The sequence below is a fragment of the Pseudomonas sp. BLCC-B112 genome (assembly GCF_028550695.1).
GTDB classification, from domain to species: domain Bacteria; phylum Pseudomonadota; class Gammaproteobacteria; order Pseudomonadales; family Pseudomonadaceae; genus Aquipseudomonas; species Aquipseudomonas danubii.
The window spans coordinates 386772-413707 of sequence record NZ_JAQQGK010000005.1; the positions used below are offsets into that span (position 1 = coordinate 386772).

The 26936-nt window shown below is 62.6% G+C and carries 19 protein-coding genes and 1 pseudogene; 10 read left to right on the plus strand and 10 right to left on the minus strand.

The features are described from left to right. The first annotated feature begins 90 nt into the window (after positions 1-90). Both PQT43_RS15615 and PQT43_RS15620 read left to right on the plus strand, forming a co-directional pair. Positions 91-363, plus strand: a complete 273-nt coding sequence (locus tag PQT43_RS15615) for a type II toxin-antitoxin system Phd/YefM family antitoxin (RefSeq protein WP_272754249.1) — start codon at positions 91-93, stop codon at positions 361-363. Next, positions 360-692, plus strand: a complete 333-nt coding sequence (locus PQT43_RS15620; RefSeq protein ID WP_272754250.1) for a type II toxin-antitoxin system RelE/ParE family toxin — start codon at positions 360-362, stop codon at positions 690-692. The genes PQT43_RS15615 and PQT43_RS15620 overlap by 4 nt, the downstream gene beginning before the upstream one ends. Positions 693-705: 13 nt before the next feature. Here PQT43_RS15620 and PQT43_RS15625 read toward each other — a convergent pair whose 3' ends face one another. The 5 genes from PQT43_RS15625 to PQT43_RS15645 form a co-directional block, all read right to left on the minus strand. Beyond that, the gene (locus tag PQT43_RS15625) at positions 706-1308 is read right to left on the minus strand and encodes a DUF924 family protein (protein ID WP_102882114.1); all 603 of its coding nucleotides are present in this window, start codon (positions 1306-1308) and stop codon (positions 706-708) included. Positions 1309-1311: 3 nt separating this feature from the next. After that, a complete protein-coding gene (locus PQT43_RS15630; protein ID WP_102862754.1) occupies positions 1312-2322 on the minus strand; it encodes a class 1 fructose-bisphosphatase in 1011 nt (336 codons plus the stop codon). A gap of 174 nt (positions 2323-2496) precedes the next feature. Further along, a complete protein-coding gene (locus tag PQT43_RS15635; protein ID WP_272754251.1) occupies positions 2497-3876 on the minus strand; it encodes a DUF3999 domain-containing protein in 1380 nt (459 codons plus the stop codon). Further along, positions 3873-7514, minus strand: coding sequence for a DUF2339 domain-containing protein (locus PQT43_RS15640; protein ID WP_272754252.1), 3642 nt, complete (start codon positions 7512-7514; stop codon positions 3873-3875). Before PQT43_RS15640 ends, PQT43_RS15635 begins: the two co-directional genes overlap by 4 nt. 239 nt (positions 7515-7753) lie before the next feature. Then, positions 7754-10204: a glycogen/starch/alpha-glucan phosphorylase gene (locus PQT43_RS15645; RefSeq protein WP_102882117.1), complete on the minus strand. Its 2451-nt coding sequence runs from the start codon at positions 10202-10204 to the stop codon at positions 7754-7756. Between the two features lie 265 nt (positions 10205-10469). Between PQT43_RS15645 and PQT43_RS15650 the strand changes: the two genes are divergently transcribed. Further along, positions 10470-10913, plus strand: coding sequence for a YkgJ family cysteine cluster protein (locus tag PQT43_RS15650; protein WP_170002055.1), 444 nt, complete (start codon positions 10470-10472; stop codon positions 10911-10913). Between the two features lie 142 nt (positions 10914-11055). Here PQT43_RS15650 and typA read toward each other — a convergent pair whose 3' ends face one another. After that, entirely contained in the window at positions 11056-12876 is a 1821-nt protein-coding gene (gene typA / locus PQT43_RS15655; RefSeq protein WP_025130242.1) for a translational GTPase TypA, read from the minus strand. 139 nt (positions 12877-13015) lie between these two features. Next, positions 13016-14470, minus strand: a complete 1455-nt coding sequence (thiI, locus tag PQT43_RS15660; protein ID WP_102862749.1) for a tRNA uracil 4-sulfurtransferase ThiI — start codon at positions 14468-14470, stop codon at positions 13016-13018. Between the two features lie 331 nt (positions 14471-14801). Here thiI and glnA point away from each other — a divergent pair, with 331 nt between their 5' ends. From glnA to PQT43_RS15675, 3 genes and pseudogenes are all read left to right on the plus strand, one after another. Beyond that, complete coding sequence (glnA, locus tag PQT43_RS15665; protein ID WP_016965623.1) at positions 14802-16208, plus strand: glutamate--ammonia ligase; 1407 nt, start codon at positions 14802-14804, stop codon at positions 16206-16208. Positions 16209-16344: 136 nt separating this feature from the next. Next, positions 16345-16899 (plus strand): chorismate mutase, encoded by a 555-nt coding sequence (locus PQT43_RS15670; RefSeq protein ID WP_170002053.1) that lies wholly within the window; start codon positions 16345-16347, stop codon positions 16897-16899. 120 nt (positions 16900-17019) lie between these two features. Beyond that, positions 17020-17325 (plus strand): annotated as a pseudogene (locus tag PQT43_RS15675) (DUF4124 domain-containing protein); the annotation flags it as partial. Between the two features lie 9 nt (positions 17326-17334). Here PQT43_RS15675 and PQT43_RS15680 read toward each other — a convergent pair. Together PQT43_RS15680 and PQT43_RS15685 are read right to left on the minus strand one after the other, a co-directional pair. After that, positions 17335-18522 carry a CaiB/BaiF CoA transferase family protein gene (locus PQT43_RS15680; protein ID WP_272754255.1) on the minus strand — a complete coding sequence of 396 codons (1188 nt, stop codon included), beginning with the start codon at positions 18520-18522 and terminating at the stop codon, positions 17335-17337. A 34-nt stretch (positions 18523-18556) separates the two neighbouring features. After that, positions 18557-20278 (minus strand): acyl-CoA dehydrogenase family protein, encoded by a 1722-nt coding sequence (locus PQT43_RS15685; RefSeq protein ID WP_102882121.1) that lies wholly within the window; start codon positions 20276-20278, stop codon positions 18557-18559. Between the two features lie 111 nt (positions 20279-20389). Here PQT43_RS15685 and PQT43_RS15690 point away from each other — a divergent pair, with 111 nt between their 5' ends. Together PQT43_RS15690 and PQT43_RS15695 are read left to right on the plus strand one after the other, a co-directional pair. After that, a complete protein-coding gene (locus PQT43_RS15690) occupies positions 20390-21289 on the plus strand; it encodes a LysR substrate-binding domain-containing protein (RefSeq protein ID WP_102882122.1) in 900 nt (299 codons plus the stop codon). Between the two features lie 155 nt (positions 21290-21444). Then, complete coding sequence (locus tag PQT43_RS15695) at positions 21445-22872, plus strand: MFS transporter (RefSeq protein ID WP_272754256.1); 1428 nt, start codon at positions 21445-21447, stop codon at positions 22870-22872. On the opposite strand, the gene PQT43_RS15700 is transcribed toward PQT43_RS15695, so the two are convergent. After that, positions 22866-23948, minus strand: a complete 1083-nt coding sequence (locus PQT43_RS15700) for a bifunctional transcriptional activator/DNA repair enzyme AdaA (RefSeq protein ID WP_272754257.1) — start codon at positions 23946-23948, stop codon at positions 22866-22868. The genes PQT43_RS15695 and PQT43_RS15700 overlap by 7 nt on opposite strands. Before the next feature lie 371 nt (positions 23949-24319). Between PQT43_RS15700 and glnL the strand changes: the two genes are divergently transcribed. Then, the gene (gene glnL, locus PQT43_RS15705; RefSeq protein ID WP_102862743.1) at positions 24320-25411 is read left to right on the plus strand and encodes a nitrogen regulation protein NR(II); all 1092 of its coding nucleotides are present in this window, start codon (positions 24320-24322) and stop codon (positions 25409-25411) included. Next, complete coding sequence (ntrC, locus tag PQT43_RS15710) at positions 25401-26837, plus strand: nitrogen regulation protein NR(I) (protein ID WP_016963311.1); 1437 nt, start codon at positions 25401-25403, stop codon at positions 26835-26837. The genes glnL and ntrC overlap by 11 nt, the downstream gene beginning before the upstream one ends. Positions 26838-26936: the final 99 nt, after the last annotated feature.

Consider the following 26936-nt stretch of genomic DNA (forward strand, 5'->3'; position numbering starts at 1 on the left):
CATTCGGCAATACAGTCGCTGGTCTGCACGCCCCCAACAGAACTGGATTAAGACTAAACTCAGGCCTGCCTTTACAGTCGAGCCCGCCCCATGAAGCTTTCATCCCAGATCAAGCCCATCAGTTACCTGAAAAGCCACACCGCCGAGATCGTCAAGCAACTGACGGAAAGCCGCGAGCCTCTGGTTATTACCCAGAATGGCGAAGCCAAGCTGGTGGTTATGGATGTACAGAGCTTTGAGGAACAGGAAGCGACCCTGGCCATGTTGAAACTTCTGACCTTGGGCAACCGGGAGATTGAAGCCGGTCAGTTCCGTGATGCAGAGCAGGTGTTTGCCGACCTGGAGCGGGACGACCTGCAATGAGATTCAAGGTGGTCATTCTGCATTCGGCAGAACGCGAGCTGAAAGAGCTCAGACAATACCTGATCAGTCGATTCTCTCCCCAAGCCTGGCACAGCACCTTCCAGCACTTGAAATCCACCGTGGCTCAACTGGCGACCTCGCCCTACGCTGGCGTGGTACCTTACGAAATTCAGCAGCTCAATCTGCGCCACTATCGTCAGGTACTTTGCGGTATGAACCGGGTGATCTACGAAGTGCGGGAGAACACCGTCTTTATCCACATCATTGCCGATACACGCAAAGACCTGCCGTCATTGCTGATGAAGCGCCTATTGCGAGCGGGCAAGTAATGCTTGCCGGCCGTCAGAAACGCGAACCAGGCTCGCGCAGGAAAGCCAGCTCCTCGGCAGTGGACTCACGACCGAGGATGGCGTTGCGATGGGGAAAGCGCCCGAAGCGGGCAATGATTTTCTGGTGCCGTTCGGCGTAGTCCAGCTGATCGGCGAACACCGGGCGATCTTCCTCCGGTTGTTCGTCGTGCAGGGCAGCAAAGCGGGAAACCCCTTCGTTCTGCACCGCCAGGTGCTCGCAATGCTCGAACACCAGGTAGATGAAGCTGCGTTGCATGGCCGGCAAGCGCCGGTCGAGGTCCGCGGCAATGCCTTGCGCCACCAGTGCCTGGGCACGGGTATCGCCGGAGAACGCCTTGGGCGTATCGCGATAGATCATCCGCGGCAACTGATCGAGCAACAGCACCAGGGCCAGCCAACCTTGGGGACTTTGCGTCCACTCGGTCAATCCGCCAGCCAGTGCCTGCTCCACCAGACCACCAAAGCGCTGGCGCGCTTCGAGGTCCTGGCTGTCGCGTTTGCCAAACCACAGCCTGCCCTTGGCAGCGACCACCTCTGCCGGCTTTTCGGCTGAACCGAACCACCAATCAAGCAGAGGCTGCCAGGACTGGGCCATGTCTTATTCCTTGTGGTAGCCCGTCACACGAGCCACTTCTTCCTTGGAACCAAGGAATACGGCAACACGCTGGTGCAGGCCTTCAGGCTGAATGTCGAGGATGCGCTGGCGACCGTCGGTAGAAGAACCGCCAGCCTGTTCGATGAGGAAGGACATCGGATTGGCTTCGTACATCAGCCGCAGTTTGCCCGGCTTCTCCGGCTCGCGGCTGTCGCGTGGGTACATGAACAAGCCGCCACGGGTCAGGATACGGTGCACGTCGGCGACCATGGCCGCGACCCAGCGCATGTTGTAGTTCTTTTTCAGTGGACCGGTGTCGCCGGCCAGCAGCTCACTCACGTAGCGCTTGACCGGAGCTTCCCAGTGACGCTCGTTGGACATGTTGATGGCGAATTCCTGGGTGGATTCCGGGATCTTGATGTCTTCGTGAGTCAGCACGAAGCTGCCCATTTCACGGTCCAGGGTGAAGCCCTTGACGCCATGACCCAGGGTCAGGATCAGCATGGTCTGCGGGCCGTAGATGGCGTAACCGGCAGCAACCTGCTGGGTGCCCGGCTGCAGGAAGGCCTTTTCGTTCAAGGCTTCGTTCTGGCTCAGGTACTCATTCGGGCAACGCAGCACCGAGAAGATGGTGCCAACAGGCGCGTTGATATCGATGTTCGACGAACCGTCCAGCGGGTCGAATACCAGCAGGTAGGCGCCTTTCGGGTATTTGCCCGGGATCTGGTAGGCATTGTCCATTTCCTCGGACGCCATGCCGGCCAGGTGACCGCCCCATTCGTTGGCTTCCAGGAGGATCTCGTTGGAGATCACGTCGAGCTTCTTCTGCACTTCGCCCTGCACGTTTTCCGTGCCCATGCTGCCCAGAACACCACCCAGGGCGCCTTTGGACACAGCGTGGCTGATCTCCTTGCAAGCACGCGCCACCACTTCGATCAGGAAGCGCAGATCGGCAGGAGTGTTGTTGCTGCGGGTCTGCTCAATCAAATAGCGACTCAGGGTAACGCGGGACATGGAAGGCTCCGGAGGAATGGGGGACTAAAAACCCGCGCAGTTTAACGCGAGTCGGGGCGCATTTCCTCCTCTCAGACAGGGAACCGGCAGATAGAGTTCAGGCACCGGTTTCAGCGTAGCCACAAAACCCCAGGCATGACTGGCCACAGCGCCCTCTGCCATCCCCGCAACCGCTCAGGATTTGACCGCCGGCTTGCGCAGCAGACTGAGGGCCATGCCGGCCAATGCCAGTACCCCCAGGAGCAGCACCGCCCACAGGCCGATTTTTTTCCAGTCCGGCCCGCTGGCCACGGCGACGTCCGGCGACGCCGCAGTGGACGTCGTCAATTGCGCCTCGCCTTCGACCTTGGCCTGGCCCAGCTCCTTGAGACGCTGCGGACTGTAGTCAGGAATCAGGGTGGCCAACGGCAGGTTGGCCGCTGTTGCGGTCGGGTTGCCCAGTGCCAGGGTATAGGGCCCGGCGCCACGAGCCAGGAACACCAGTTGCGTGCCGCGCACGGCAAATTGCAGGGTCGGCGCCTCGGCGCCCAGGCCGCCGCCACGCTCATCCACTGTCAATTTGAGCTGCTGCACGGTCTGCCCCGGCAATTGCAGTTCGTTCTGCTGCACGTCCTGGCCATTCTGGGTCAGGCGGTACAGCAGGCCATTGCTCAGGGGCTGCCAGGGCAGGCTGCTCTCACGGCGTCCGTACAATGTTGCGGGCGCCAGGCTATTGGCCTGTTTGAGCTCGACCCGCACGCGCTCGACATTCAGCCCCTTGGGCAACTGCCAACTGTACTCACCGGCCTTGGCGGCCGTGCCGCCCAGCGGTTGCGACCACACCAGCGGCGACGGCAGGCTGCTGGTGGTACTGCTCTGCAACTGCGCGGAAGTGAGCACCGGCGCCGCCTGCGGGGTGTTCCACAGCAAGCGCAGGTAACGTGCCGACTGCCCGGGCAAAGCCACCTCATGCTGCTCGACCCGCTCGTCGGCAAACGACAGCCGTGCCACCTGGCCTTCTCCCCAGGATTGCCAGTGCTGCAGATCGTCACTGGCCTCGATGCTGAAACGCTGGAAACCGTCGCGCTCACTGGTCCAGTCCAGCACCAGTTGTTGCAGCGGCGCCTTGATGGCGCTGGCATCCAGCAACCAGCCTCGCAGGACTTCTTCACCCGCCTCCAACTCAGTGGCCGGCTGCACTTCCACCAGCGTGCCATTGGTGTTGGACTGCACCCGCACACTGGGGATGCTGTCGCCAGCTTGCGCCGAGTTGTACAGCGGGAACCACTTCACATCAGCAAGGCTGCGCTGCTCGCGAGTCTGCGCCTGCTGACGGGCCACGGCATAGGCCTGGGGCTCGCCGGCGGCGTTGAACACGCGAACATCCCGCAGATCGGTCTGGCTGGCCTGGAGCTGCACGGCGAGCGGCAGCTCCAGGCGGTACCAGGGGCCTTCGCCGCTCAGGGTCAAGGGCACCTGGGACTTGAAGTCCCCGGGCTTGTCCTGGGCCACGGCGGACAGTGCCACACACAGGCCCGCAGCCCCCCACCAGCCCAGGTTCAACTTCTGACTCAAGACGACACTCCTTCATTCAAGGGCTTGCCGGCTTCAGGCTCGGCCTCGACCCGCTTGGGCGGCAAGGGGGCGAAATACCCCACCACCAGCAACAACACACCAACCCCGATGAAAGAGACGATCCGCGCCAGCCCGCCACGGTTGCTCAACTCCACCAGGAACAGCTTGGCCACCACCACCGCGATCAACGCCGCGCCGATCAGCCAGACTTCGCGGCGATGGCGCACATGCCCGCCAATCATCAAGCCCAGGGCAATCAGGGTCCAGACGATGGACAGCCCGGCCTGGACCATCATCGACTCAAGCAACGCATCCGCCTGGAACGGCACACCGCTCCAATGGTGAGCCGCGCGCATGACCAGCACGGTGAAGAAGGCGAACAGGGAAACCCCCGCCACCAACTGGGCGCCGCGCTCGGCGTAATCGCTCCGAAGCGCCAGCACCTGCACCGCACTGCGGGACCACACATAGACCCCGAACAGGGCAAACAGCAGCCCCAGCTCCAGGGGATTGAGCAGCGGCAAGTAAGGCAACGGCTCGGCTCGGCCGTCGCTGAAGGTATTGGCCAGCCAGAACCAGCCCAGCATCAACACCGCCAGGGGCAGCGCGGCATACAGGCGGTACTCCCTGGAATGCGCGGCAACCGGCCACGGCCAATGGCGCGGCGTGGCCATGGCCACCAGGTACAGGCTCGGCAGGATCGCCCAGCCCAGCCAGCGCCAAGCGTTGTACTGCTCGGACAACAGCAGCAAGGCGTAGCGCAGTTCCAGCGCCAACACCCCCAGCAGCAGCCAGCAACCCAGCACATGGGCGATGCTCAGGACCCGCGTCGGCAGCCATGCCGCCAGGCGCCGCAGACTGAAGAAGTGCACGGCGAACAGCAGGGTCCAGGCCAGCCAGCCCAGATCCGCCGCCGGGTGATAACGCGGTGCCCAAGCCGCCAGCAGCACCAGGGCGCCCACCGGTATCAGCAGGCTGCACACCAGCCCCAGGGACTTCCACTGCAGGCGCACCGCCAGCAGCGCGCAGAGCAGCACGCTGGCGGCGGTGATCAGCAGCAACAGGCTCGCCTGCCAATGGGCCGGGGCGAAGCGCAGTACCTCCTTGAGCCAGGTAAAGGCCCACCAGCAAGCACCCCAGGCCAACAACAGGTCAGACAGGCGCCCCAGGCTCAAGGCATCGAACGCCGAGCCATGATGGCCCCGCTGCAAGCGCCAGGCCCCTACCAGCGCCGCCAGGGCCAGGACCATCGGCGTCCAGAAATCGCCATTGGCCAGGGGCCGCGCAGCGTCCGCCACCGCCACGAAATACCAGTCCGAACCGGCCAGCAGGAAGGTGCTGCCACCAATCACCTGGAGCACCAGGCCAAAGACAAAACTGGCCCGCTGCTGCAAGTACAGGCTGAGCCAGATGATCAACAGCCCGCTGGCGGCCCAGACCCCACTGGCGGTACGCCAAGGCAGCACAAACAGCACCGCCAGGTTGATCATCATCAAGCCCGCCAGCAGCACCACCGACAGCCCCCGCAACAAGCGCGGGTCGTTGCGCACCATGTCATTGCGGGCGGCCAGGAGCATGCCGCCAATCAGCGCCAGCCCAATCAGCGAGGCGCTCATCAGGCCGCTCCAGCCGGCACTGAAGACCGCGCTGGCATCGCCGTCCGCCCCTTGCAGGCGCATCAGGAACAAGGCGCCCCCGAGCAACTGGATGCCGAATGCCGTGAACAGGAAGGCCCGCGATTGCAGGCGCAGGCCGACCCACAAGGTCGCCAGCCCGGCCAGGGCCCAACTGATGGCCGTGCCCTGGGTGAAGAAGAACAACGGCGCCAGCAGATACAGGAAACCCAGCCCAAGCACCCCCAAGAGCGGCGCAATGCCCTGCTCCCAGGTCGAAGGCAAGGACTTATCGGCCCGTCGCAGTTGGTCGAAGCTGAACAGCAACGCGCCACCGAGCAGCAATGCCCCCAAAGGCGCACCGGTCAGCAGGCTGGTGTTCCCGGGACTCAATTCGCTGAGGAAAGCCAGGGCCGAGCCCACCTGCAACAGCAAGGCGAAGGCCCGGGCCAATGGCCGCTGCTGACGCAGGCCGAGCCAGAAGATCCCCGCGCCCTCCACGGCCCAGGCCGCGGACGTCCAGCGCGCATCCAGACCCAACGGAATGGCCAGGCTGGCGAAAATCACCCCCAGGGCCAGGCAGGTTTCCCCCAGCAACAGGGCGCGACCGCCCATCAGCACCCGCGCCAGGACCATGTAGATCAAGCCCAGAGTCAGGGCACTGAAAGACGCCGCGAACTCCAGATGCCGGACCAGCGCCAGTTGCAAACCGAAAGCCACCAACGGCGGGCCGAAGAGCAGGCTGCCATCGACGTAGTCACCCTTGCGTGCGGACCAGTGCAGCAGCGCCTGACGATCGGCGTCCGCCGGAGCATCGGTCATTTCCAGCAGCTTGCGCCGGGTAAACAGCAGGCCAATGGCCAGGTACATGAGGAAGAACAGGATCAGGAACGGCTCGGTACTCCACAGCAGCTCCGGGGCATAGGAGCGCAGGCCCCAGGCGAAACCGATGCCGAAGGTGCCGACAAAGCCGATCAGGTTCAGCAGGCGCCAGGCCTTGAACCAGGCAATGCCGAGGATGCCGGCGTTGAGCAGGGCGAAGTAGCTGAACAGCGCCACATGGCTGCCGGCGCCGGTGGACGTCAGGATGGGCGCGGCAAAACCGCCCAGGGCGGCGGCCGCAGCCAGACCCAGGGCATCCTGGGTAATGGCCAGGATCGCCGAAAACACGGTCACGGCCACCAGCAGGCCCAAAGCCGCAGAAGGGTCGAGCAACGGATGCAGGCGCATGGCCGCGAACACCGTCAGGTAGAGCACGGCGATGCCGGTGCCCTGGAGCATCAGCGCGTAGTTGCTGTTGCGTCGCCGCAGCCACCAACCCAGCCCCAAGAGGCCCAGGGAGCTGGCCGCCACTCCGGCATAACGCAATTCAATGGGCACCACCATGCCTTCGGTGGCATAGCGCAGGAGGAAGGCCAGGCCGAGGAACAACAGCACCACGCCGACCCGCAGCACGGTGTTGCCGCCAAACAGCCAGTTGCGTGCACCGCTGATGGCGCGCTCGATCAGGTTCGGTTGCAGGTCCACAGGGGCTGCAGCTGGCTGTGGCTCCCGGGACGACACCTGGGGCCCGGGTTGCCAGACCGACTCCGGCAGCGGCTGGCTGGCTTGGATTGCCGCGGCAGGACGCACCGCAGCGGGCAGTTCCCAGACCAGCTCGGGAGCAGCCGGCTCCACAGGCTGGACTTCATCAAGAATGAATTCAGGCAGGTCTTCGCGTTCCGCCGCGGCGCTCGTGCCTGCGCGAGCCTCGGCAAGCGGGGCATTGACCAGGGGTTCGGCCGCAGGTTCGGCGGCGGGGCTAGCGTTGCTTTCCAGCAGCGCAAGACGCTGGCCCAGGGTGGCCAGGGCCTTTTTCGCCTGTTCCAGCTCGCGGTGCTGGTCGACAACCTGGCGATGCAGGGCGCCGAAGCGAATGGCCAGGCCGACAGCCAGGCCCAGCAGGGCACCGATCAGGGCATCACTGATGGACTCATCAACGATCCACCCCAGCACCAACCCCAACAGCATGAACATCCATTGCATGTGTCGATATCCCTAAGCGGTCCACTAAAGGACAGGTACAGCTGTGTTGACGCGTTCGCCGGCAAGCCGGCCCCTACGGAGATTGTAGGCGCCGGCTTGCCAGCGAAGGTCTGTCCCCGATTGGAAGCCGAGCGTGGCCCGAAAGACACCATCCGGGAGATAAAATCGGCGCTCAGTATATCGACCCGACCCAACAAACGTTGGGCCTTATGCACAGTTTGAGAATTCTCCCAAACGCCTCACTCCAGCGCCTTCCAGATCTGCGTGGCGTATTCACGGATGGTCCGGTCCGAGGAAAACCAGCCCATGCGCGCCGTGTTGAGCACCGCCGAACGCCACCATTCCTTGGCGTCGTGCCAACGCTCCTCGACCCGAGCCTGGGCACTCCAGTAGGCATCGAAATCGGCGCAGACCAGGAACCGGTCGTAGTCGATCAGCGAATCGATCAGCCCGGTGTAACGCGACGGATCATCCGGGGAGAACACCCCGCCACGAATCGCCTGCAGCACATCGCTGAGCCGATGGGAGGCGGCGATATCCGGCACCGCGCTGAATTCGCCATTGCGCTTGCGCGCCTCCACCTGCTGGGCGCTGAGACCGAAGATGAACATGTGTTCGGCGCCCACCTGCTCGCACATTTCGACGTTGGCACCATCCAGGGTGCCGATGGTCAGGGCACCGTTGAGGCCGAACTTCATGTTGCTGGTGCCCGAAGCCTCGAAGCCGGCGGTGGAGATCTGCTCCGACAGGTCGGCGGCGGGAATAATGCTTTCCGCCAGGCTGACGTTGTAGTTGGGCAGGAACACCACTTTGAGCAAGCCACGTACAGTCGGGTCGCTGTTCACCGTACGGGCGATGTCGTTGGTCAGTTTGATGATCAGCTTGGCCTGGTGATAACTGGCGGCCGCCTTGCCGGCAAAGATCTTCACCCGGGGCACCCAATCGGTTTCCGGCTCGGCGCGGATCGCCTGGTACAGCGCCACGGTATGCAGCAGGTTGAGCAACTGGCGCTTGTACTCGTGAATACGCTTGACCTGCACATCGAACAGCGCTGCCGGGTTGACCGCGATGCCCAGGCGCTCATGGATGATCGCCGCCAAAGCACGCTTGCTGTGCAGCCGCTGTTCGGCGAACTGCTTGCGAAAGGCGGCTTTCTCGGCGAAGGGTTCCAGCCCCAGTAGCAGCGCCTCGGGATTGTCCAGCAGCTCGGGGCCCAGGACGTCCACCAGCATTTCGGTCAGTTGCGGGTTGGCCTGATACAGCCAGCGGCGGAAGGTGATGCCGTTGGTCTTGTTGTTGATCCGCTCCGGGTACAGCTTGTGCAGCTCGGAGAACACCGTGCTGCGCATCAGCTGGGTGTGCAGGCCGGACACGCCATTGACGCTGTGGGAGCCGAGGAACGCCAGGTTGCCCATGCGCACCCGGCGACCGTTGTCTTCCTCGATCAGCGACACCGCCCGCAGCACGTCGAAATCGTGCATGCCCTTGGCCCGCAACGAGTCGATGTGCTGGGCGTTGATCAGATAGATGATCTGCATGTGCCGCGGCAGCATGCGTTCCATCAAGCCCACCGGCCAGGTTTCCAGGGCCTCGGGCAACAGGGTGTGGTTGGTGTAGGACAGGGTTTGCACGGTGACCTGCCACGCCGCATCCCAGGCGATGCCGTGCAGGTCCACCAATTGGCGCATCAGCTCGGCCACGGCGATCGACGGGTGGGTGTCATTGAGCTGGATGGCCGCGTGCTCGCCGAGGCTGAGCACCGAGTCATGCATGTTCTTGTGGCGCCGCAGCAAATCCTGCAACGACGCCGAGACGAAAAAGTACTCCTGGCGCAGACGCAGTTCCTGGCCCGCCTCGGTGCTGTCGGCCGGGTACAGCACCCGGGAGATGCTCTCGGCCCGGGCCACTTCCGCCACCGCCCCCAGGTGGTCACCGGCGTTGAAACGCTCCAGGTGCAAATCCTCCATGGCCCGGGCCCGCCACAGACGCAAGGTGTTGACGCTGGCCCCACGCCAGCCCACCACTGGGGTGTCATAGGCCACCGCCCTGACGGTTTCCACCGGCCGCCAGACCTGGCGAATGTTGCCCGCTTCGTCGGTCACGCTGTCGACGCTGCCGCCAAAGCCGATGGAGTAGATCACCTCGGGGCGCTCGAACTCCCAGGGGTTGCCGAAATCCAGCCAGTGTTCGGTCTGTTCCTGCTGCCAACCGTCGACAATCGCCTGGCGGAACAGGCCGTGCTCGTAACGGATACCGTAGCCGTGACCGGCCAGGCCCAGGGTCGACATGCTCTCCATGAAACACGCCGCCAGGCGCCCCAAGCCACCATTGCCCAGGGCCGCATCGGGCTCCAGCAGGCGGATGCGTTCCAGGTCCACCCCCAGATCGGTGAGGGCCTCGCGGGCCACGTCCAGCAGGCCAAGATTGCTCAGGCTGTCAAACAGCAAGCGACCGATCAGGAACTCCAGGGACAGGTAATACACCCGCTTCTGACCCTTGCGGTACATCTGTCGCGTGTGATCCATCCAGTGATCGACCATATGGTCCCGCGCCGCCAGGGCAATGGCCTCGAACCAGTCGTGGTCGAAGGCGTGATCCGGGTCTTTGCCAACCGCGTAGGTGAGTTTGGTCAAGACGGCTTCGCGAAAGGCGGCCACCTCAGCGTCACGAACAAGGGATTCCTGAGTCATCGATACGACCTCTGACGAGATACACAGTGAGCATGGAATGGTCTGAGCCTAGTCGGTCTGACACGGAGCGAAGGCTCTGGTTCGGCGCTGTCTCAAATGGCTCGACTCACGAGAGAGCCTTGCGCGCCTGCGGGGAAAAAGATGCAGATGCCGTGCCGCCAGGGACTAATCGCAAGGCACACAAGAAAAATCCGACCTAAAGTCGTTCAAAAATCCACCAGTCCCGGTATGATCGCGCGCCCTGGAACATGCCGGAAGCACCACCTTGATGAAGTCCAATCTGATCGCCGCCGCGGAAATCGACCGTCTCGATACCTGGGCCAAATACACCGCGCCCATGTGCGGTTCCTGCATGTCCAGCTGCTGCACCCTGCCGGTGGAAGTGAAGATCAAGGACCTGATCCGCATTGGTATCGTCGACGAATTCGAGCGCGGCGAACCGGCGAAGAACATTGCCAAGCGCCTGCAGAAAGAAGGCATCGTCGAACGCTACAACCAGAAGTCGGAAATCTTCACCTTGCAGCGCATGAGCAACAACGACTGCCTGTATCTGGATCGTAAAAGCCGCCTGTGCACCATTTATGACAAGCGCCCGGACACCTGCCGCAACCACCCGAAGATCGGCCCGCGCCCGGGCTACTGCGCCTACAAGCCCAAGCCCCAGGAGCGCCCGACCAATACCAGCAGTCGAACCCTGGAACGTTTCTGATCCCCTGCCCTTCAGGCTGCTAAGGTTGCCCACCTCCCACCGCAGCTAACGCTGCTGTAGCCCCTACAGGTTTTCTCCAGGCGAAAAAAAACGCCCCCGGTCTCGCGACCGGGGGCGTTTTCATTCAGCCGGAACTAAAGACTCAGTTCTTGGCTTTCTTGGCAGCGCGGGTACGCTCGCCTTCGTCCAGGATCTTCTTGCGAAGACGGATGGACTTAGGAGTCACTTCGCACAGCTCGTCGTCCTGGATGAATTCCAGAGCCTGTTCCAGGGTGAAGCGAACAGGTGGAACCAGGGCGATGGTTTCGTCTTTACCCGAAGCACGCATGTTGTCGAGCTTCTTGCCCTTGGTAGGGTTGACGCCCAGGTCGTTGTCACGGCTGTTCAGACCAACGATCTGACCGTTGTAGATTTCCTGGCCGTGCTCGACGAACAGCTTGCCGCGCGCCTGCAGGGTTTCCAGGGAGTAGGTCAGGGCCTTGCCGGTTTCTACCGATACCAGTACGCCGTTCTGACGGCCGGACATGTGGCCTGACTTCATCGGAGCGTAGCGATCGAAGATCGAGGTCAGGATGCCTGCACCGTTGGTCAGGGTCAGGAACTGGTTACGGAAACCGATCAGACCACGGGCTGGAATGTTGTATTCCAGGCGTACACGGCCCTTGCCATCCGGAACCATGTTGCTCAGGTCGCCCTTACGCAGGCCCATTTCTTCCATGACCTTGCCCTGGGATTCTTCAGGGATGTCGATGGTGACGTTTTCGAACGGTTCCTGCTTCACGCCATCCACTTCACGGATGATCACTTCAGGACGGCCAACGCCCATCTCGAAGCCTTCGCGACGCATGGTTTCGATCAGTACCGACAGGTGCAACTCACCGCGGCCGGAAACCTTGAACTTGTCAGCCGAGTCGCCTTCTTCAACGCGCAGAGCAACGTTGTACAGCAGCTCTTTGTCCAGACGTTCCTTGATGTTACGGCTGGTCACGAACTTGCCTTCTTTACCGCAGAATGGCGAGTCGTTGACCTGGAAGGTCATGGAAACGGTTGGCTCGTCGACGCTCAGTGGCTTCATCGCTTCGACAACAGTCGGATCGCACAGGGTGTCGGAGATGAACAGCTCGTCGAAACCGCTGATGCAAACGATGTCGCCAGCAGCGGCTTCTTCAACGTCTACACGGTGCAGGCCGTGGTGACCCATCAGCTTGAGGATACGACCGTTACGGCGCTTGCCGTTGACGTCGATGGCCACAACCGGGGTGTTGGGCTTGACGCGACCGCGAGCGATACGGCCAACGCCGATCACACCCAGGAAGCTGTTGTAGTCCAGAGCGGAAACCTGCATCTGGAACGGACCGTCACGGTCAACGCTTGGCGCTGGCACGTTGTCGACGATCGACTGGTACAGCGGGGTCATGTCTTCAGCCATTTCGGTGTGGTCCAGACCGGCAATGCCGTTCAGGGCCGAGGCGTAGACGACTTTGAAGTCCAGCTGTTCTTCGGTGGCACCCAGGTTGTCGAACAGATCGAAGATCTGGTCCAGAACCCAGTCAGGACGCGCGCCCGGACGGTCAACCTTGTTGATTACCACGATTGGACGCAGGCCGGCTTCGAACGCCTTCTTGGTCACGAAACGGGTTTGCGGCATCGGGCCGTCTTGAGCGTCGACCAGCAGCAGCACGGAGTCGACCATGGACATTACGCGCTCAACTTCGCCGCCGAAGTCGGCGTGGCCCGGGGTGTCCACGATGTTGATGTGGTAGCCGTTCCAGTTGATGGCGGTGTTTTTCGCCAGGATGGTAATGCCGCGCTCTTTTTCCTGGTCGTTGGAGTCCATCACGCGCTCGTCGTTGAGCTCGTTGCGCTCCAGGGTGCCGGATTGACGCAGGAGTTTGTCTACCAGGGTGGTCTTACCATGGTCAACGTGGGCAATGATGGCGATGTTGCGTAGATTTTCGATCACTTGTGTATCTCGATCAGAGGATTCGGTGTGCTGACAAATGCTGGCAGCGATTAACAATAGAGTCAGGCCTGGCCGTTACAGCTGGACGGCGGCGTCGGGGGGCCGGTGACGCAAGCCACAGGCGAACATCCCCGGGCACTTAGCTCGGTCTATAAACGCGCACATTGGCATGTCCCTCACTGAGCAGATGGTGAGCATGCAGGCGACTCATGACGCCTTTGTCGCAATACAGCAGGTACTGGCGCGTAGGGTCCAGTTCCTTGAAGCGGGCGTTCAATGCATAGAACGGCAGCGCTTGTACTTCGATGCCAGCAAGCTCCAGCGGGTCGTCTTCCTGGGCATCCGGGTGACGGATGTCGATGACGATCTGACCGGCCAGCGCCTCACTGACTTCTTCAATCTGCAAATCCTGGCCCAACTCGTCGATCACCCGATCGATCGGCACCAGCTTGGCCCGCTCGATCGCACGCTCGAGCACCGCCATATCGAATTCTTTCTCTTCATGCTCGACGCGATGGCGCTTGGCATGGGTCTTGGGGTTCACCGAGATGACCCCGCAGTACTCCGGCATGTGCTTGGCGAAGTCGGCGGTGCCGATCTCTTCGGCCAGGTCGATGATGTCCTGCTTGTGGCTGGCGATCAGCGGGCGCAGCACCAGCTTCTCGGTCACGCAGTCGATCACCGACAGGTTGGGCAACGTCTGGCTGGACACCTGGGAAATCGCCTCGCCAGTCACCAGTGCATCGATGTGCAGACGGTCGGCGATGCTTGAGGCGGCACGCAACATCATACGCTTCAAAATGACGCCCATATGACTGTTGTCGACTTTGCCGAGAATTTCCCCGAGCACTTCCTCGAACGGCACGCTGACGAACAGCACCCGCTGGGAGCTGCCGTACTTCTTCCATATATAGTGCGCGACTTCCATCACGCCCAGTTCGTGGGCACGGCCGCCCAGATTGAAGAAGCAGAAGTGGCTCATCAGGCCACGGCGCATGACCTGATAAGCGGCGACCGTGGAGTCGAAGCCGCCGGACATCAGCACCAGGGTCTGTTCCAGGGCGCCCAGCGGGTAGCCACCGATACTGTTGTGCTGGCTGTGGATCACGAACAACCGTTGGTCGCGAATTTCCATCCGCACTTCGATTTCCGGCTCTTTGAGGGAAATGCCGGCGGCACCGCACTGCCGACGCAGCTGGCTGCCGACGTACTTTTCCACGTCCATGGAGCTGAATTCATGCTTGCCGGCACGCTTGCAGCGCACCGAGAAAATCTTCCCGGGCAAGGCCTCGCCGAAGTGCTGCTTGCACTTGGCAACGATGTCGTCGAAGTCCCCCAGCGGGTACTCGTCAACCTGCAGGAAATGCGCGATGCCGGGCATGCAACTCAGGCGCTCGGTCAGCTCCTTCAGGGCCTTGGGCTCGCTGAGGGCGGTTTCCAGCTCGAGGTTGTCCCACACACCATTGACCACCACGGCCGGGTCCAGATCGCGGAGCACGGCACGGATGTTCTTGGCCAACTGACGGATGAAACGCATCCGTACCGGGCGGCTCTTGATGGTGATTTCCGGGAAAACTTTAACGATTAGTTTCATGAAAACTGCGCGCGCTGGGCCAGCCGAAAAAGGGGGGCGCGGATTATAGCGGAAATTGCTCAAGGTTTAACCAATTAATGTGCAGAAGGTTTTAGGCGCACCAAAACGGGTCATTTACCAAAGAAGACGCTACATTGCAGTGCGCCAAATGCCGGCATTACGCCAAATCCGCCGCAGAAAGCGTGATTTTGGGGCAGAAAACCCATCTCGGGGCACTGGCATGCAATTTGCTCCCTTGTGAGGCAGGTTGCCATGGCAGAGTATTCGCGCCGGCATCACCCACATTCTAAGGGCACTCCAACACCAAGCCCGAAGCCACCCGGAGGACACTATGTCGAAGTCGGTTCAACTCATCAAAGATCATGACGTCAAATGGATTGATCTGCGCTTCACTGACACCAAGGGCACTCAACATCACGTGACCATGCCGGCCCGTGATGCGCTGGATGAAGACTTCTTCGAATCCGGCAAGATGTTCGACGGTTCCTCCATCGCTGGCTGGAAAGGCATCGAAGCCTCCGACATGATCCTGATGCCGGACGACGAAACCGCCGTGCTGGACCCGTTCACAGAAGAACCGACCCTGATCCTGGTCTGCGACATCATCGAACCTTCGAGCATGCAAGGTTACGACCGCGACCCACGCGCCATTGCCAAGCGCGCCGAAGAGCACCTGAAAGCCACCGGCATCGGCGACACCGTATTCGCCGGTCCAGAGCCAGAGTTCTTCATCTTCGACCAAGTGAAATTCAAGTCCGACATCTCCGGTTCCATGTTCAAGATCTACTCCGAACAAGGTTCCTGGATGTCCGACCAGGACATCGAAGGCGGCAACAAGGGCCACCGTCCAGGCGTCAAAGGCGGCTACTTCCCGGTTCCACCGTTCGACCACGACCACGAAATCCGTACCTCCATGTGCAACGCACTGGAAGAAATGGGCCTGACCGTTGAAGTTCACCACCACGAAGTGGCGACTGCCGGCCAGAACGAAATCGGCGTCAAGTTCAACACCCTGGTGAAGAAAGCCGACGAAACCCAGACCCTGAAATACGTCGTGCACAACGTGGCCGACGCCTACGGCCGCACTGCCACCTTCATGCCTAAGCCACTGTACGGCGACAACGGCTCGGGCATGCACGTGCACATGTCGATCTGGAAAGACGGCAAGAACACCTTCGCTGGCGAAGGCTATGCCGGCCTGTCCGATACCGCTCTGTACTTCATCGGCGGCATCATCAAGCACGGTAAGGCCCTGAACGGCTTCACCAACCCGGCCACCAACTCCTACAAGCGTCTGGTTCCAGGCTTCGAAGCCCCGGTCATGCTGGCCTACTCGGCACGCAACCGTTCCGCTTCGATCCGTATTCCTTACGTGTCGAGCCCTAAAGCCCGCCGTATCGAAGCCCGTTTCCCGGACCCGGCTGCCAACCCATACCTGGCCTTCGCTGCTCTGCTGATGGCCGGCCTGGACGGTATCCAGAACAAGATCCACCCTGGCGACGCCGCTGACAAAAACCTGTACGACCTGCCGCCTGAAGAGGCCAAAGAGATCCCACAAGTTTGCGGCAGCCTGAAGGAAGCCCTGGAAGAGCTGGACAAAGGTCGTGCGTTCCTGACCAAAGGCGGCGTTTTCAGCGACGACTTCATCGACGCTTACATCGCCCTGAAAAGCGAAGAAGAGATCAAGGTCCGTACCTTCGTACACCCACTGGAATACGAGCTGTACTACAGCTGCTGATCCGGTAGCGTCGGCGCAAGCCGCGTGATCAAGAGGCCTCCTTCGGGAGGCCTTTTTTATGCCCGCACATTTGCCCTGCCCGGGGTGGTTGCGTGCATCATGGGCGCCGCCCTTCTCTTATCTGCCGAGCCCGCCCATGACTTCGCGCCTCAACTTGTGCCTCGCCCTGACCTGCAGCCTGCTCACCACAGCCGCCTGCGCCACCGAAGCCCCCGCCGCTCTCGCCCCGTTGCTCGGCAGCATCGGCGAACGCCTGGCCATTGCCGATCAGGTGGCCCTGAGCAAATGGGACAGCCACAAGGCGGTGGAGGACCGGCCTCGGGAACAGCAGGTAATTGCCGGCGCCACAGCCCAGGCCGCCACCTATCACCTGAGCGAGGAAAGGGTTGGGCAGTTCTTCGCCGCCCAGATCGAAGCCAACAAACTGGTGCAGTACGCCAAGCTGTCCAGCTGGCACCTGCAAGGCCGGGCGCCAGACACCCCGCGCCAGGACCTGGCCGGACAGATCCGTCCACAACTTGATCAGTTACAAAAACGCCTGTTGCAGCAACTGGCCGACTTCAGCCCCCATGCCGGCGATCGCCAATGCCCGCAATGGCTGGCCCAGGCCAATCAGGCCGCCAGCCGCGACCCGTTGCGCCAACTGGCAATGGTCCGCGCCACCGCGGAGTTATGTGTGTTCAAAGGTTAACCGCGCCCGCGCCCAGCCTCGCGCCGCCCTATGCTGAGCCTTTCAACCGCGAACCTGTAAAGGGCTGGAATCACCGTGATGCGCGTCGCTGCTTTTTGCCTGCTGTGGATAACGGCGCTGCCCGCCAGCGCAGAGCCTTACGCCCAACTGCAGTTGCAGGGCGTGCCAGAGCACGGCGCGCTGCGGGCCAACAACGGCAGCTTCACGGTGCAGGTAGCGCTGGTGCCGGACTTGCAGCCGCAGCATCGCCTGCGTCTGCTGCTGGACGATCAGGCGTATGGCCCCCCGAGCCGGGGCCTCGAGTTGCCGCTGGTGAATATTGACCGCGGCCAACATCGCCTGGCGGTGCAGGTCCTCGACGGCGCGAAGGTGCTGCAACAGAGTCCGAGCATCACCTTCACACTACTGCGAGCCCATCGCCGCTGAGTGCAAACTTCAACCGCGCACCACCCCGCTGGCCAGCAGCTTGGCGATAGTCGGCTCATCCAGCCCCAACCCCTGCAGTACCGCACGAGTGTCCTGGCCCAGGGTCGGCGGAACCGTCCGATAGCTAGCCGGGGTTCGCGACAGCTTCACCGGCGAACCTATGCCGCGGTAACCATCGAGTTCCACCAGCAGACCGCGATGCCGGGTATGGGGATGAGTCACCACCTGATCCACCGTAGCAATCGAACCACAAGGCACTCCCAGGCCAATCAGCCGCGGTGCCAGCGAGGCCCCATCGTGGGCAACCAGATGCCGCTCCAAAGCCTGTTTCAAGGCTTGGCGATTGACCGAGCGCTGGCCGTTATCGGCAAAGCGCGGGTCTTCCAGCAACTCGCTGGCCCCCAGTTCCCGGCATAGCCTGGCGAACTGTCGATCATTACCAACCGCGAGGAAAATCGGTTCGCCGGCGGTGCGATAGCTGTCGTAAGGGGCGATGTTGGGATGGGCATTTCCCGTGCGCTTCGGGGTCTTGCCGGAAGCGAAGTAGTTCGGCAGATGGGGATGCAGCAGGGAGACGCCGCAGTCATACAGGGATATATCCAGGGACTGCCCAAGGCCGCTGCGCTGACGCTCGTTGAGGGCCAGGAGAATCCCCACCAACGCATTCAGGCCAGTGACCATATCGACGATCGGCAAGCCGATGCGCAGTGGCCCGCCCTCGCCTTCGCCGTTGACACTCATCAAGCCGGCCATGGCCTGGATCACCGCGTCATAGCCGGGTAAGCCGCCCAAGGGGCCATCGGCGCCAAAGCCGGAGATGGCGCAATGAATCAACCCCGGGAAACGCGGGCTCAGCACCTCCTGAAATCCGATGCCCCAACGTTGCAGGGTGCCAGGCTTGAAGTTCTCCACCAACACATCGGCGTCTTCCAGCAATTGCATCAGCAGGGCCAGGCCCTCGGGGCGCGACAGGTCGACGGCAATCCCCCGCTTGTTACGGTTGATGCCGCGAAAGTATGAGGCGTCATCGCCTTCGAACGGTGGCCCCCAACCCCGGGTTTCATCGCCACTCAAAGGCTCCAGCTTGATGACTTCGGCGCCGTGGTCGGCCAGGGCCTGGGTACAGTAGGGACCGCCCAGCACGCGGCTCAGATCAATGACTTTCAGGCCCGCCAGGGCCCCTTGGGCAAGGTTCATCCAGGTACTCCGCACATCGGAAAGGGACGGCCAATCAGGCCGGCAGCAGTTGCATGGCCTCGGCTTGCGACAGCGGGCTCTCATTGGCCAGGCGCGCCAGCAGCTCGGCATCGATAGCCGGCTCCAGGCTCAAGGGGTCCCGTGGCAGCACCTTGTGCGCCAGCACCAGATGAGCCAGGCCCAGGCGTCGATAATCCGGAGCCTGACGCACGGCTTCCCAGGCCATGAAAATCGCGCTGGTCAGGTGATACAGCACGCTGCCGAACTGACGCACCTGCTCATCCCGGCGTTGCTGCGCCACCGTATGGAAGCCGGTGACCGTGCGCAGCAGGGCCGAATCGAACAGCCTGCGGCTGGCGTCCGGCAGATCGGCCTCGGCCAGCAGTGCCGCCAGATAACCTTGCAAGGGTTCCAGCGCCTGCTCACGGGTCACCGCCCGGGCAATGTCCAGGGCGACGATATTGCTGGTGCCCTCCCAGATCGAACCCAGATGGGCGTCGCGCACCAGCCGGGCATCGCTCCACTCCTCGATGTAGCCAACCCCACCTCGCACCTCCATGGCATCGCCGGTGACCCGTCGAGCGTCACGGCAGGCGCGGAACTTGATCAGCGGCGTGAGAATCCGCACACATTTACGCGCCGCCTCGTCACCGCTATCGGCCCGGGGCAGCAAGCTGGCGATTTGCATGAACATCGAACGCGCCTGCTCGGTGGGCAGCATCATCTTCAGCAACTGCCGCTGCATCAGCGGCATCTCGATCAGATACTTGCCGAAGGCCCGACGCTGGCGGGCGATGAACAGCGCTTCGTTGATCCCACGGCGCATCAGCCCCGCTGCCCGCACGCCGTTGGACAGCCGCGACATGTTGACCATGTCGGCCATCTGCTGGAAGCCGCGGCCGACCTCACCGATCAGGTAGGCGCTGGCACCTTCCAGAGTGATCTCGCCACTGGCCATGGAGCGACTGCCCAGCTTGTCCTTCAGGCGCTGGATCCGGTACTGGTTGCGCGAACCGTCGGCCAGGACTTTCGGCAGCAGGAACAGGGTGACCCCGGCCATGCCCGCAGGCGCCTGTTCCGGGCGCGCCAGAACCATGGCCAGGTCGGCATCCGGGTTGGAACAGAACCATTTCTCGCCGTACAACCGCCATTGGCCGTCCTCCAGCCGGGCGCGGGTTTCGGTGCGCGAAACATCGGAGCCAGCGGCCTGCTCGGTCATGAACATCGCCCCCTGGAACAGCTCGTCGAAATCCTGGGACTGCAGTCGCGGCAGATAACGCTGCACCAGCTCAGGCGTGCCGAACTTGCGTAGGGTACGGGCCAGGGAGTCGGTCATGCTCACTGGGCAGCACAGGCCGAACTCGGCCTGGACGAACAGATAGGTCAGGGCGTACTTGACCAGCGGCAGCGGGCCGTCAGGGCGATGGCTCATGGAGGCCAGGCCCAGCTCGGCGTAGGCCACCCGCTCCAGGGCGACATAGTCCGGGTGCTTGGCAATGCTTTGCAGGTTCTCGCCGCGGCGGGTGCGGGGCTGCAACACAGGCGGGTTCTTGTCGGCGGACAGGGCCAATACATCCAGCTCGCCACCGGCCCGGGCACCCAGGCGCTGCAAGCTCGGCAGCCACTGCTGGTAGACCTCCGGCGGCAGGTAGACCTTGAGCAATGCGCCCAGACCGGCGTCGCATTCAAACAGGTTGATACCACGGCTATCGGGGATATTCAGGCGGTCTTCAATAGGGCGGGGCTCGGCGGTCATGGCGCGTCTCCTGATTTTTGTAGGCCGAGACTAGAGCCGCCATCGATAAGTATCTAATACAAAATCCATCCACTACGATAAGAAAACCAGATCGTAGAAGGCAGACTCCTCATGGACCTCAAACAACTGCGTTACTTCGTCGCCGTGGCCGAGGAGCTGCACTTCGGGCGCGCCGCGGAGCGTCTGTGCATTTCGCAACCGGCACTGAGTTTCGATATCAAGAAGCTTGAGGGGCAACTGGATATCCAGTTGCTCAACCGCAACAACAAGTCCGTGAGCCTGACCAACGCCGGCCAGGTGCTGCTGGGCGAGGCGCGCTACCTGCTGCTGCGGGCCGACCAGGCACGACGCCTGACCCAGCGCTCGGCCGAAGGTTTTGCCGGGCGCCTGAGCGTGGGTTTCGTCAACTCGATCCTGCACCGCGGCCTGCCCCAAACGGTCAAGGCCTTCGAGCGCGATCATCCGGACACCGAGATCGTGCTGATGGAAATGAACAGCGCCGCCCAGGCCCAGGCGTTGCAGCGGGGCCAGATCGATATCGGTTTCGTCCACGGCGGCACCTTCGCCGCCGGTATCCACAGCCAGACGCTGCTGGCCGAACCCTTTCTCTGCTGCCTGCCCCAGGGCCACCGACTGGCCGGGCAGGCGCAAGTCGACCTGGGGCAATTGGCCCATGATGATTTCATCCTGTTTCCACGGGAGGTCTCGCCCCACTACCACGACCTGATCATCGCCCGCTGCGTGGCCGCCGGATTCAGCCCGCGCATTCGTCACGAGACTCGGCTCTGGCAAACCGTGGTGGCGATGGTGGCCCATGAGATGGGGGTGGCGCTGGTGCCCCAGACCCTGGCACTGCTCGGCCAGCCGGGGGTGATTTACTGCGAAATCGAAGGCCGGGGCGCGCCTTCGGAGATTATGGCGATCCATCGGGCGGACAAACCCTCGGCCGCCGCCGACAGTTTCCTCGCCCTGTTCAGATCCCTGCTGCAAGCAGCCGCCACAGGGGCCTGAGCAGGGCGCGGCGATACGAAATCACGTATCAAACCATAAGATTTAATCATTATATTTTTCGATTCCTGCCTGTATAGGCTCCCAGCGGTCGGGTCTTGCATGAAGCCCACGCGCCCTGCACGGGTGCCCATAACAATAACAAGCAGGAGTTGCACATGACCGCCGCCCTGGAAGCTGCCGCCCACAAGAAAGCCCGCAAGGCGGGCATCGCCTCGTTCATCGGCACCACCATCGAGTGGTACGACTTCTACGCCTACGGAATCGCCGCCGCCCTGGTGTTCGGCAAAGTCTTCTTCCCCGCCGACCTGCCCCCGGGCACCGCTACCCTGTTGTCCTTCCTGACCCTGTGGGCCGGTTTTGTCGCGCGCCCCATCGGCGGCATCATCTTCGGCCACATGGGCGACAAGATCGGCCGCAAGACCACCCTGGTGATCACCCTGATCATGATGGGCGTGGCCACCACCTGCATCGGCCTGCTACCCAGCTACCTGCAGATCGGCATCTGGGCGCCGATTGCCCTGGTGACCCTGCGAATCATCCAGGGCATCGCGGTGGGCGGCGAATGGGGCGGGGCGATCCTGATCGCCAGCGAGAGTGCGCCCAAGGGCAAGGGCATTCTCTATGCCGCCTTTGCCCAGCAGGGCTCACCGGCTGGCAACCTGCTGGCAACCCTGGTGTTCTTCGGCCTCAGCGCCCTGCCCGCGCCGGACTTCCTGCTCTGGGGCTGGCGCATTCCATTCCTGCTCTCGGCGCTGCTGGTGATCGTCGGCATGGTCATTCGCCTCAAGCTTGAAGAATCCGATGACATGCAGCGCCTGATCGCGCAGAAGAAGACTGTCAAGCTGCCGATTCTCGACGTGCTGCGCAACCACTGGCGCCTGGTGCTGCTGGGCGCCGGGGTGCTGCCGATCATCCACGTCACCTACTTCAAGAGCACCTTTGCCCTGTCCTGGGCCACCAAGGAACTGGGCTACACCCAGGGCAGTTTTCTCAGCGTGATCGTCATTGCCCTGGTGGTGCAGTTCATCACCCAGCCCCTGGGGGCGGTGCTGGTGTCACGCATCGACATGCGCAAGGCCGTGGTGCTGATGGTGGTGCCGGAGCTGGTGCTGATGCCGGCGATGTTCTTCGCCGTGGAAACCGGCAGCTACTGGATCGCCGTGCTCGGCATGTGCCTGGCCACGGTGCCGCATTCGATGTTCTATGGCGCGGTGGGCGGTATCCTGGCCCGGGCCTTTCCGACCCGGGTACGCTACAGCGGGCTGTCGATTTCCTATCAGCTGTGTTCACTGCTGGTGGGCGGCGCCACCCCGGTGCTGGCCCAGAGCATCCTCAATGGCACCGGCAGCATCATCGGCGTGGCCATCGCCTCGGCCTGCTACGCCCTGGTTTCGCTGCTGTGCATGCTGGCGCTGCTCAAGCGCATCGGTCACAACGCTGCCGAGTTGTCCACAGCGGAGCAGGCGGATGCCGATGAACTGGCGCGCCAGACAGAGAACCAAAAACCGCCGCAAGGGCCTGTGGATAACCTTGCGCAAGCCCGCCCGGGAACTTCAGGCAAGCCTCTACAGCCCGCTCACTGAATCGCACCGGGGCTTGCCATGCGGCGCTCATGCTCCAGCAGCCAGCGCTTGCGCCACAGTCCGCCGCCGTAGCCGGTCAGCGCGCCATCGCTACCAATGACCCGGTGACAGGCAATGACGATGGCGATCTGATTGGCGCCGTTGGCCCGGGCCACGGCACGCACCGCTGACGGCGAGCCGATCCGGCTCGCCACTTCGGCATAACTGCAGGTACTGCCCAGAGGGATGGCGCCCAAGGCCTGCCATACCGTTCGGGTAAAGGGCGAGGCGTTCATCGCCAGGGGAGTGTGGAAACCGTCGGCTTCTCCGGCGAAATAACGCTGCAGCTCGGCCTCGATTTGATCGATAGGGGCGAAACGTCCAAACCCTATGCTGGAGCCGCTGCTCTTTTGCAGGTTTTGCAGCTCATTGGCCAGGGCCGGACGATCGAAAAACTCCAGCAGATGCAGGACCTGGGCGTCGGCCACCGCCAGCATCACGCCGATAGGAGTCTGCAACCAGTCCACCTTGAGCAACTCGCGCCCCCGCAGGTTCGACGGCGGCTGGCCGGCCAGGCGGGCAAAGGCACGGCGAAAGCCACTGTCGGAATCAAAGCCGGCGCTGATCTGCGCCTCGATCACCGACTCGCCGCAGGACAGCTGCTGCATGCCTTGGCCCATGCGTCGCAGGCGGGCCATTTCCAGGAAGGTCACCCCAAAGTAGCGCTTGAACGCGCGACGCACGGTGGACGGGTCCAACCCCTGGCGGCTCAGGTCGTCTTCGTACCAGCGGCGTTCAGGATCGCTTTGCAACTGATCCAGCAGGGTTTGCACCCAGGGCTCCTGCCCCCCGGCCCGCTCCAGGGGACGACAACGCAGACAGGCGCGGAATCCCGCTTCGACGCAGCCCTTGATGGAGCTGAAAAACACCGTGTTCTCACGCTTGGGCTTGCGTGCGGCACAGGTCAGGCGACAGAACACACCGGTACTTTTCACCCCGACAAAGGCAAAGCCTTCATAGGCCGGGTCGCGATCCAGAAGGGCCTGGTACAGGGTGTCGTCATCGGGGAGCTGGAACAGCAGAGGGGCGTTTTCCATGGCCGCATCCTAAACCTTGAAGCATTAGGTTCGAGCACTTTAAACCCGCTCCCTGACAGCGGCCGCTGAAAAACGGGCGTTGATTCCCACACCGTCGAGCACCGCGCAAGCACCATGCAGATTCATGCACTATATTGGTGCAACAAGTTGCACCCGGAGACCATTCACAGCCCATTTTGGTTCGAAAATACCCGCCTGGGCTGGCAAAGCGCCACGCAATCGAGCTTCAAACGGCTGTTTCAGGGCTTGGACGCTTCTTTTCGGAGCCTTGGTTTGGTTTTTGCATTTTCTCCACATCAGCGCCTTACCCGCGCGCGCAATTCGGGACCGGCCCCGGATTGTCTTGCTTCAAAAGAGGTCACCACTTACCCATGACCATCAGCGACCCACTGCACCGTCTGCTTCTGGACAACCTGACCACCGCCACCATCCTGCTCAACGCCGACCTGCGCCTTGAGTACATGAACCCGGCGGCGGAGATGCTCCTGGCCATCAGCGGCCAGCGCAGCCATGGGCAATTCATCAGCGAGCTGTTCACCGAATCCGCCGAGGCCCTGAGCTCCCTGCGCCAGGCGGTGGAACAGGCGCACCCCTTCACCAAGCGCGAAGCCATGCTCACCGCCCTGACCGGCCAGACCCTGACCGTCGACTACGCGGTAACGCCGATCCTCAGCAATGGCGATACCTTGCTGCTGCTGGAGGTCCACCCCCGCGACCGGCTGCTGCGCATCACCAAGGAAGAGGCCCAGCTGTCCAAGCAGGAAACCAGCAAGATGCTGGTGCGCGGCCTGGCCCACGAGATCAAGAACCCCTTGGGAGGGATTCGCGGCGCCGCACAATTGCTGGCCCGGGAGCTGCCCGAGGAAAGCCTCAAGGACTACACCAACGTCATCATCGAAGAGGCCGATCGCCTGCGAAACCTGGTGGACCGCATGCTGGGCTCGAACAAGCTGCCATCCCTGGCACTGACCAACATCCATGAAGTGCTGGAGCGGGTCAGCAGCCTGGTGGAAGCCGAAAGCCAGGGCTGCATCACCCTGGTACGCGATTACGACCCGAGCATTCCCGACGTTTTGATCGACCGCGAGCAGATGATCCAGGCGGTGCTCAACATCGTGCGCAACGCCATGCAAGCCATCAGCAGCCAGAACGAAATGCGCCTGGGGCGCATCACCCTGCGCAGCCGCACCATGCGCCAGTTCACCATCGGCCATGTGCGCCATCGCCTGGTGACCAAGATCGAGATCATCGACAACGGCCCGGGCATCCCTGCCGAGCTGCAGGACACCCTCTTCTTCCCCATGGTCAGCGGCCGCCCGGACGGTACCGGGCTGGGTCTGGCCATTACTCAGAACATCATCAGCCAGCACCAGGGCCTGATCGAATGTGACAGCCATCCCGGCCACACCACCTTCTCGATCTTTCTGCCTCTGGAACAAGGAGCCCATCGACATGAGCCGTAGTGAAACCGTGTGGATCGTCGATGACGACCGTTCTATCCGCTGGGTCCTGGAGAAAGCCTTGCAACAAGAAGGCATGACCACCCAGAGCTTCGACAGCGCCGACGGGGTGATGAGTCGCCTGGCACGCCAGCAGCCAGACGTGATCATCTCCGACATCCGTATGCCCGGTGCCAGCGGCCTCGACCTGCTAGCGCGGATTCGCGAGCTGCACCCGCGCCTGCCGGTGATCATCATGACCGCGCATTCGGACCTGGACAGCGCTGTCGCCTCCTACCAGGGCGGGGCCTTCGAGTACCTGCCCAAGCCATTCGATGTGGATGAGGCGGTGTCCCTGGTCAAGCGTGCCAACCAGCATGCTCAGGAGCAGCAGGGCCTGGAAGTGGCCCCGACCCTGGCCCGCACCCCGGAGATCATCGGCGAAGCGCCGGCGATGCAGGAGGTGTTCCGCGCCATCGGGCGCCTGAGTCACTCCAACATCACGGTGTTGATCAACGGCGAGTCGGGCACCGGCAAGGAACTGGTGGCCCACGCCCTGCATCGCCACAGCCCGCGGGCGGCTTCGCCGTTCATCGCCCTGAACATGGCGGCTATCCCTAAGGACCTGATGGAGTCCGAGCTGTTCGGCCATGAAAAAGGCGCCTTCACCGGCGCTGCCAACCTGCGCCGTGGACGTTTCGAGCAAGCCGATGGCGGCACCCTGTTCCTCGACGAAATCGGCGACATGCCGGCCGATACCCAGACTCGTCTGCTGCGGGTTCTGGCCGATGGCGAGTTCTACCGGGTCGGTGGACATACTCCAGTCAAGGTCGATGTACGGATCATCGCCGCCACCCACCAGAACCTGGAAACCCTGGTGCACGCCGGCAAGTTTCGTGAGGACCTGTTCCACCGCCTCAACGTGATCCGCATCCATATCCCGCGCCTGTCGGACCGTCGCGAAGACATCCCGACCCTGGCCAAGCACTTCCTCAGCCGTGCCGCCCAGGAGCTGGCGGTGGAACCCAAGCTGCTGAAGAACGAAACCGAGGAATACCTGAAGAACCTGCCCTGGCCGGGCAACGTTCGCCAGCTGGAGAACACCTGCCGCTGGATCACCGTCATGGCGTCGGGGCGCGAGGTGCACATCAGCGACCTGCCGCCGGAGCTGTTGAGCCTGCCCCAGGATTCGGCGCCGGTAACCAACTGGGAACAGGCCCTGCGCCAGTGGGCCGATCAGGCCCTGGCCCGCGGCCAGTCAAGCCTTTTGGACAGCGCGGTGCCGAGTTTCGAACGGATCATGATCGAGACCGCCCTCAAGCACACCGCCGGCCGCCGCCGCGACGCCGCAGTGCTGTTGGGCTGGGGCCGCAACACCCTGACCCGCAAGATCAAGGAGTTGGGGATGAAGGTGGACGGTGGCGACGAGGACGAAAGCGAAGAAGGCTGAGCCCTCCCCCCAACAACGAGGATGTGCGTGCACCAGGATGGGGTGCATGCACTGCTCGAAGGCGCGATGAACCGCAATCGAGCACCGCGCCATCATTCA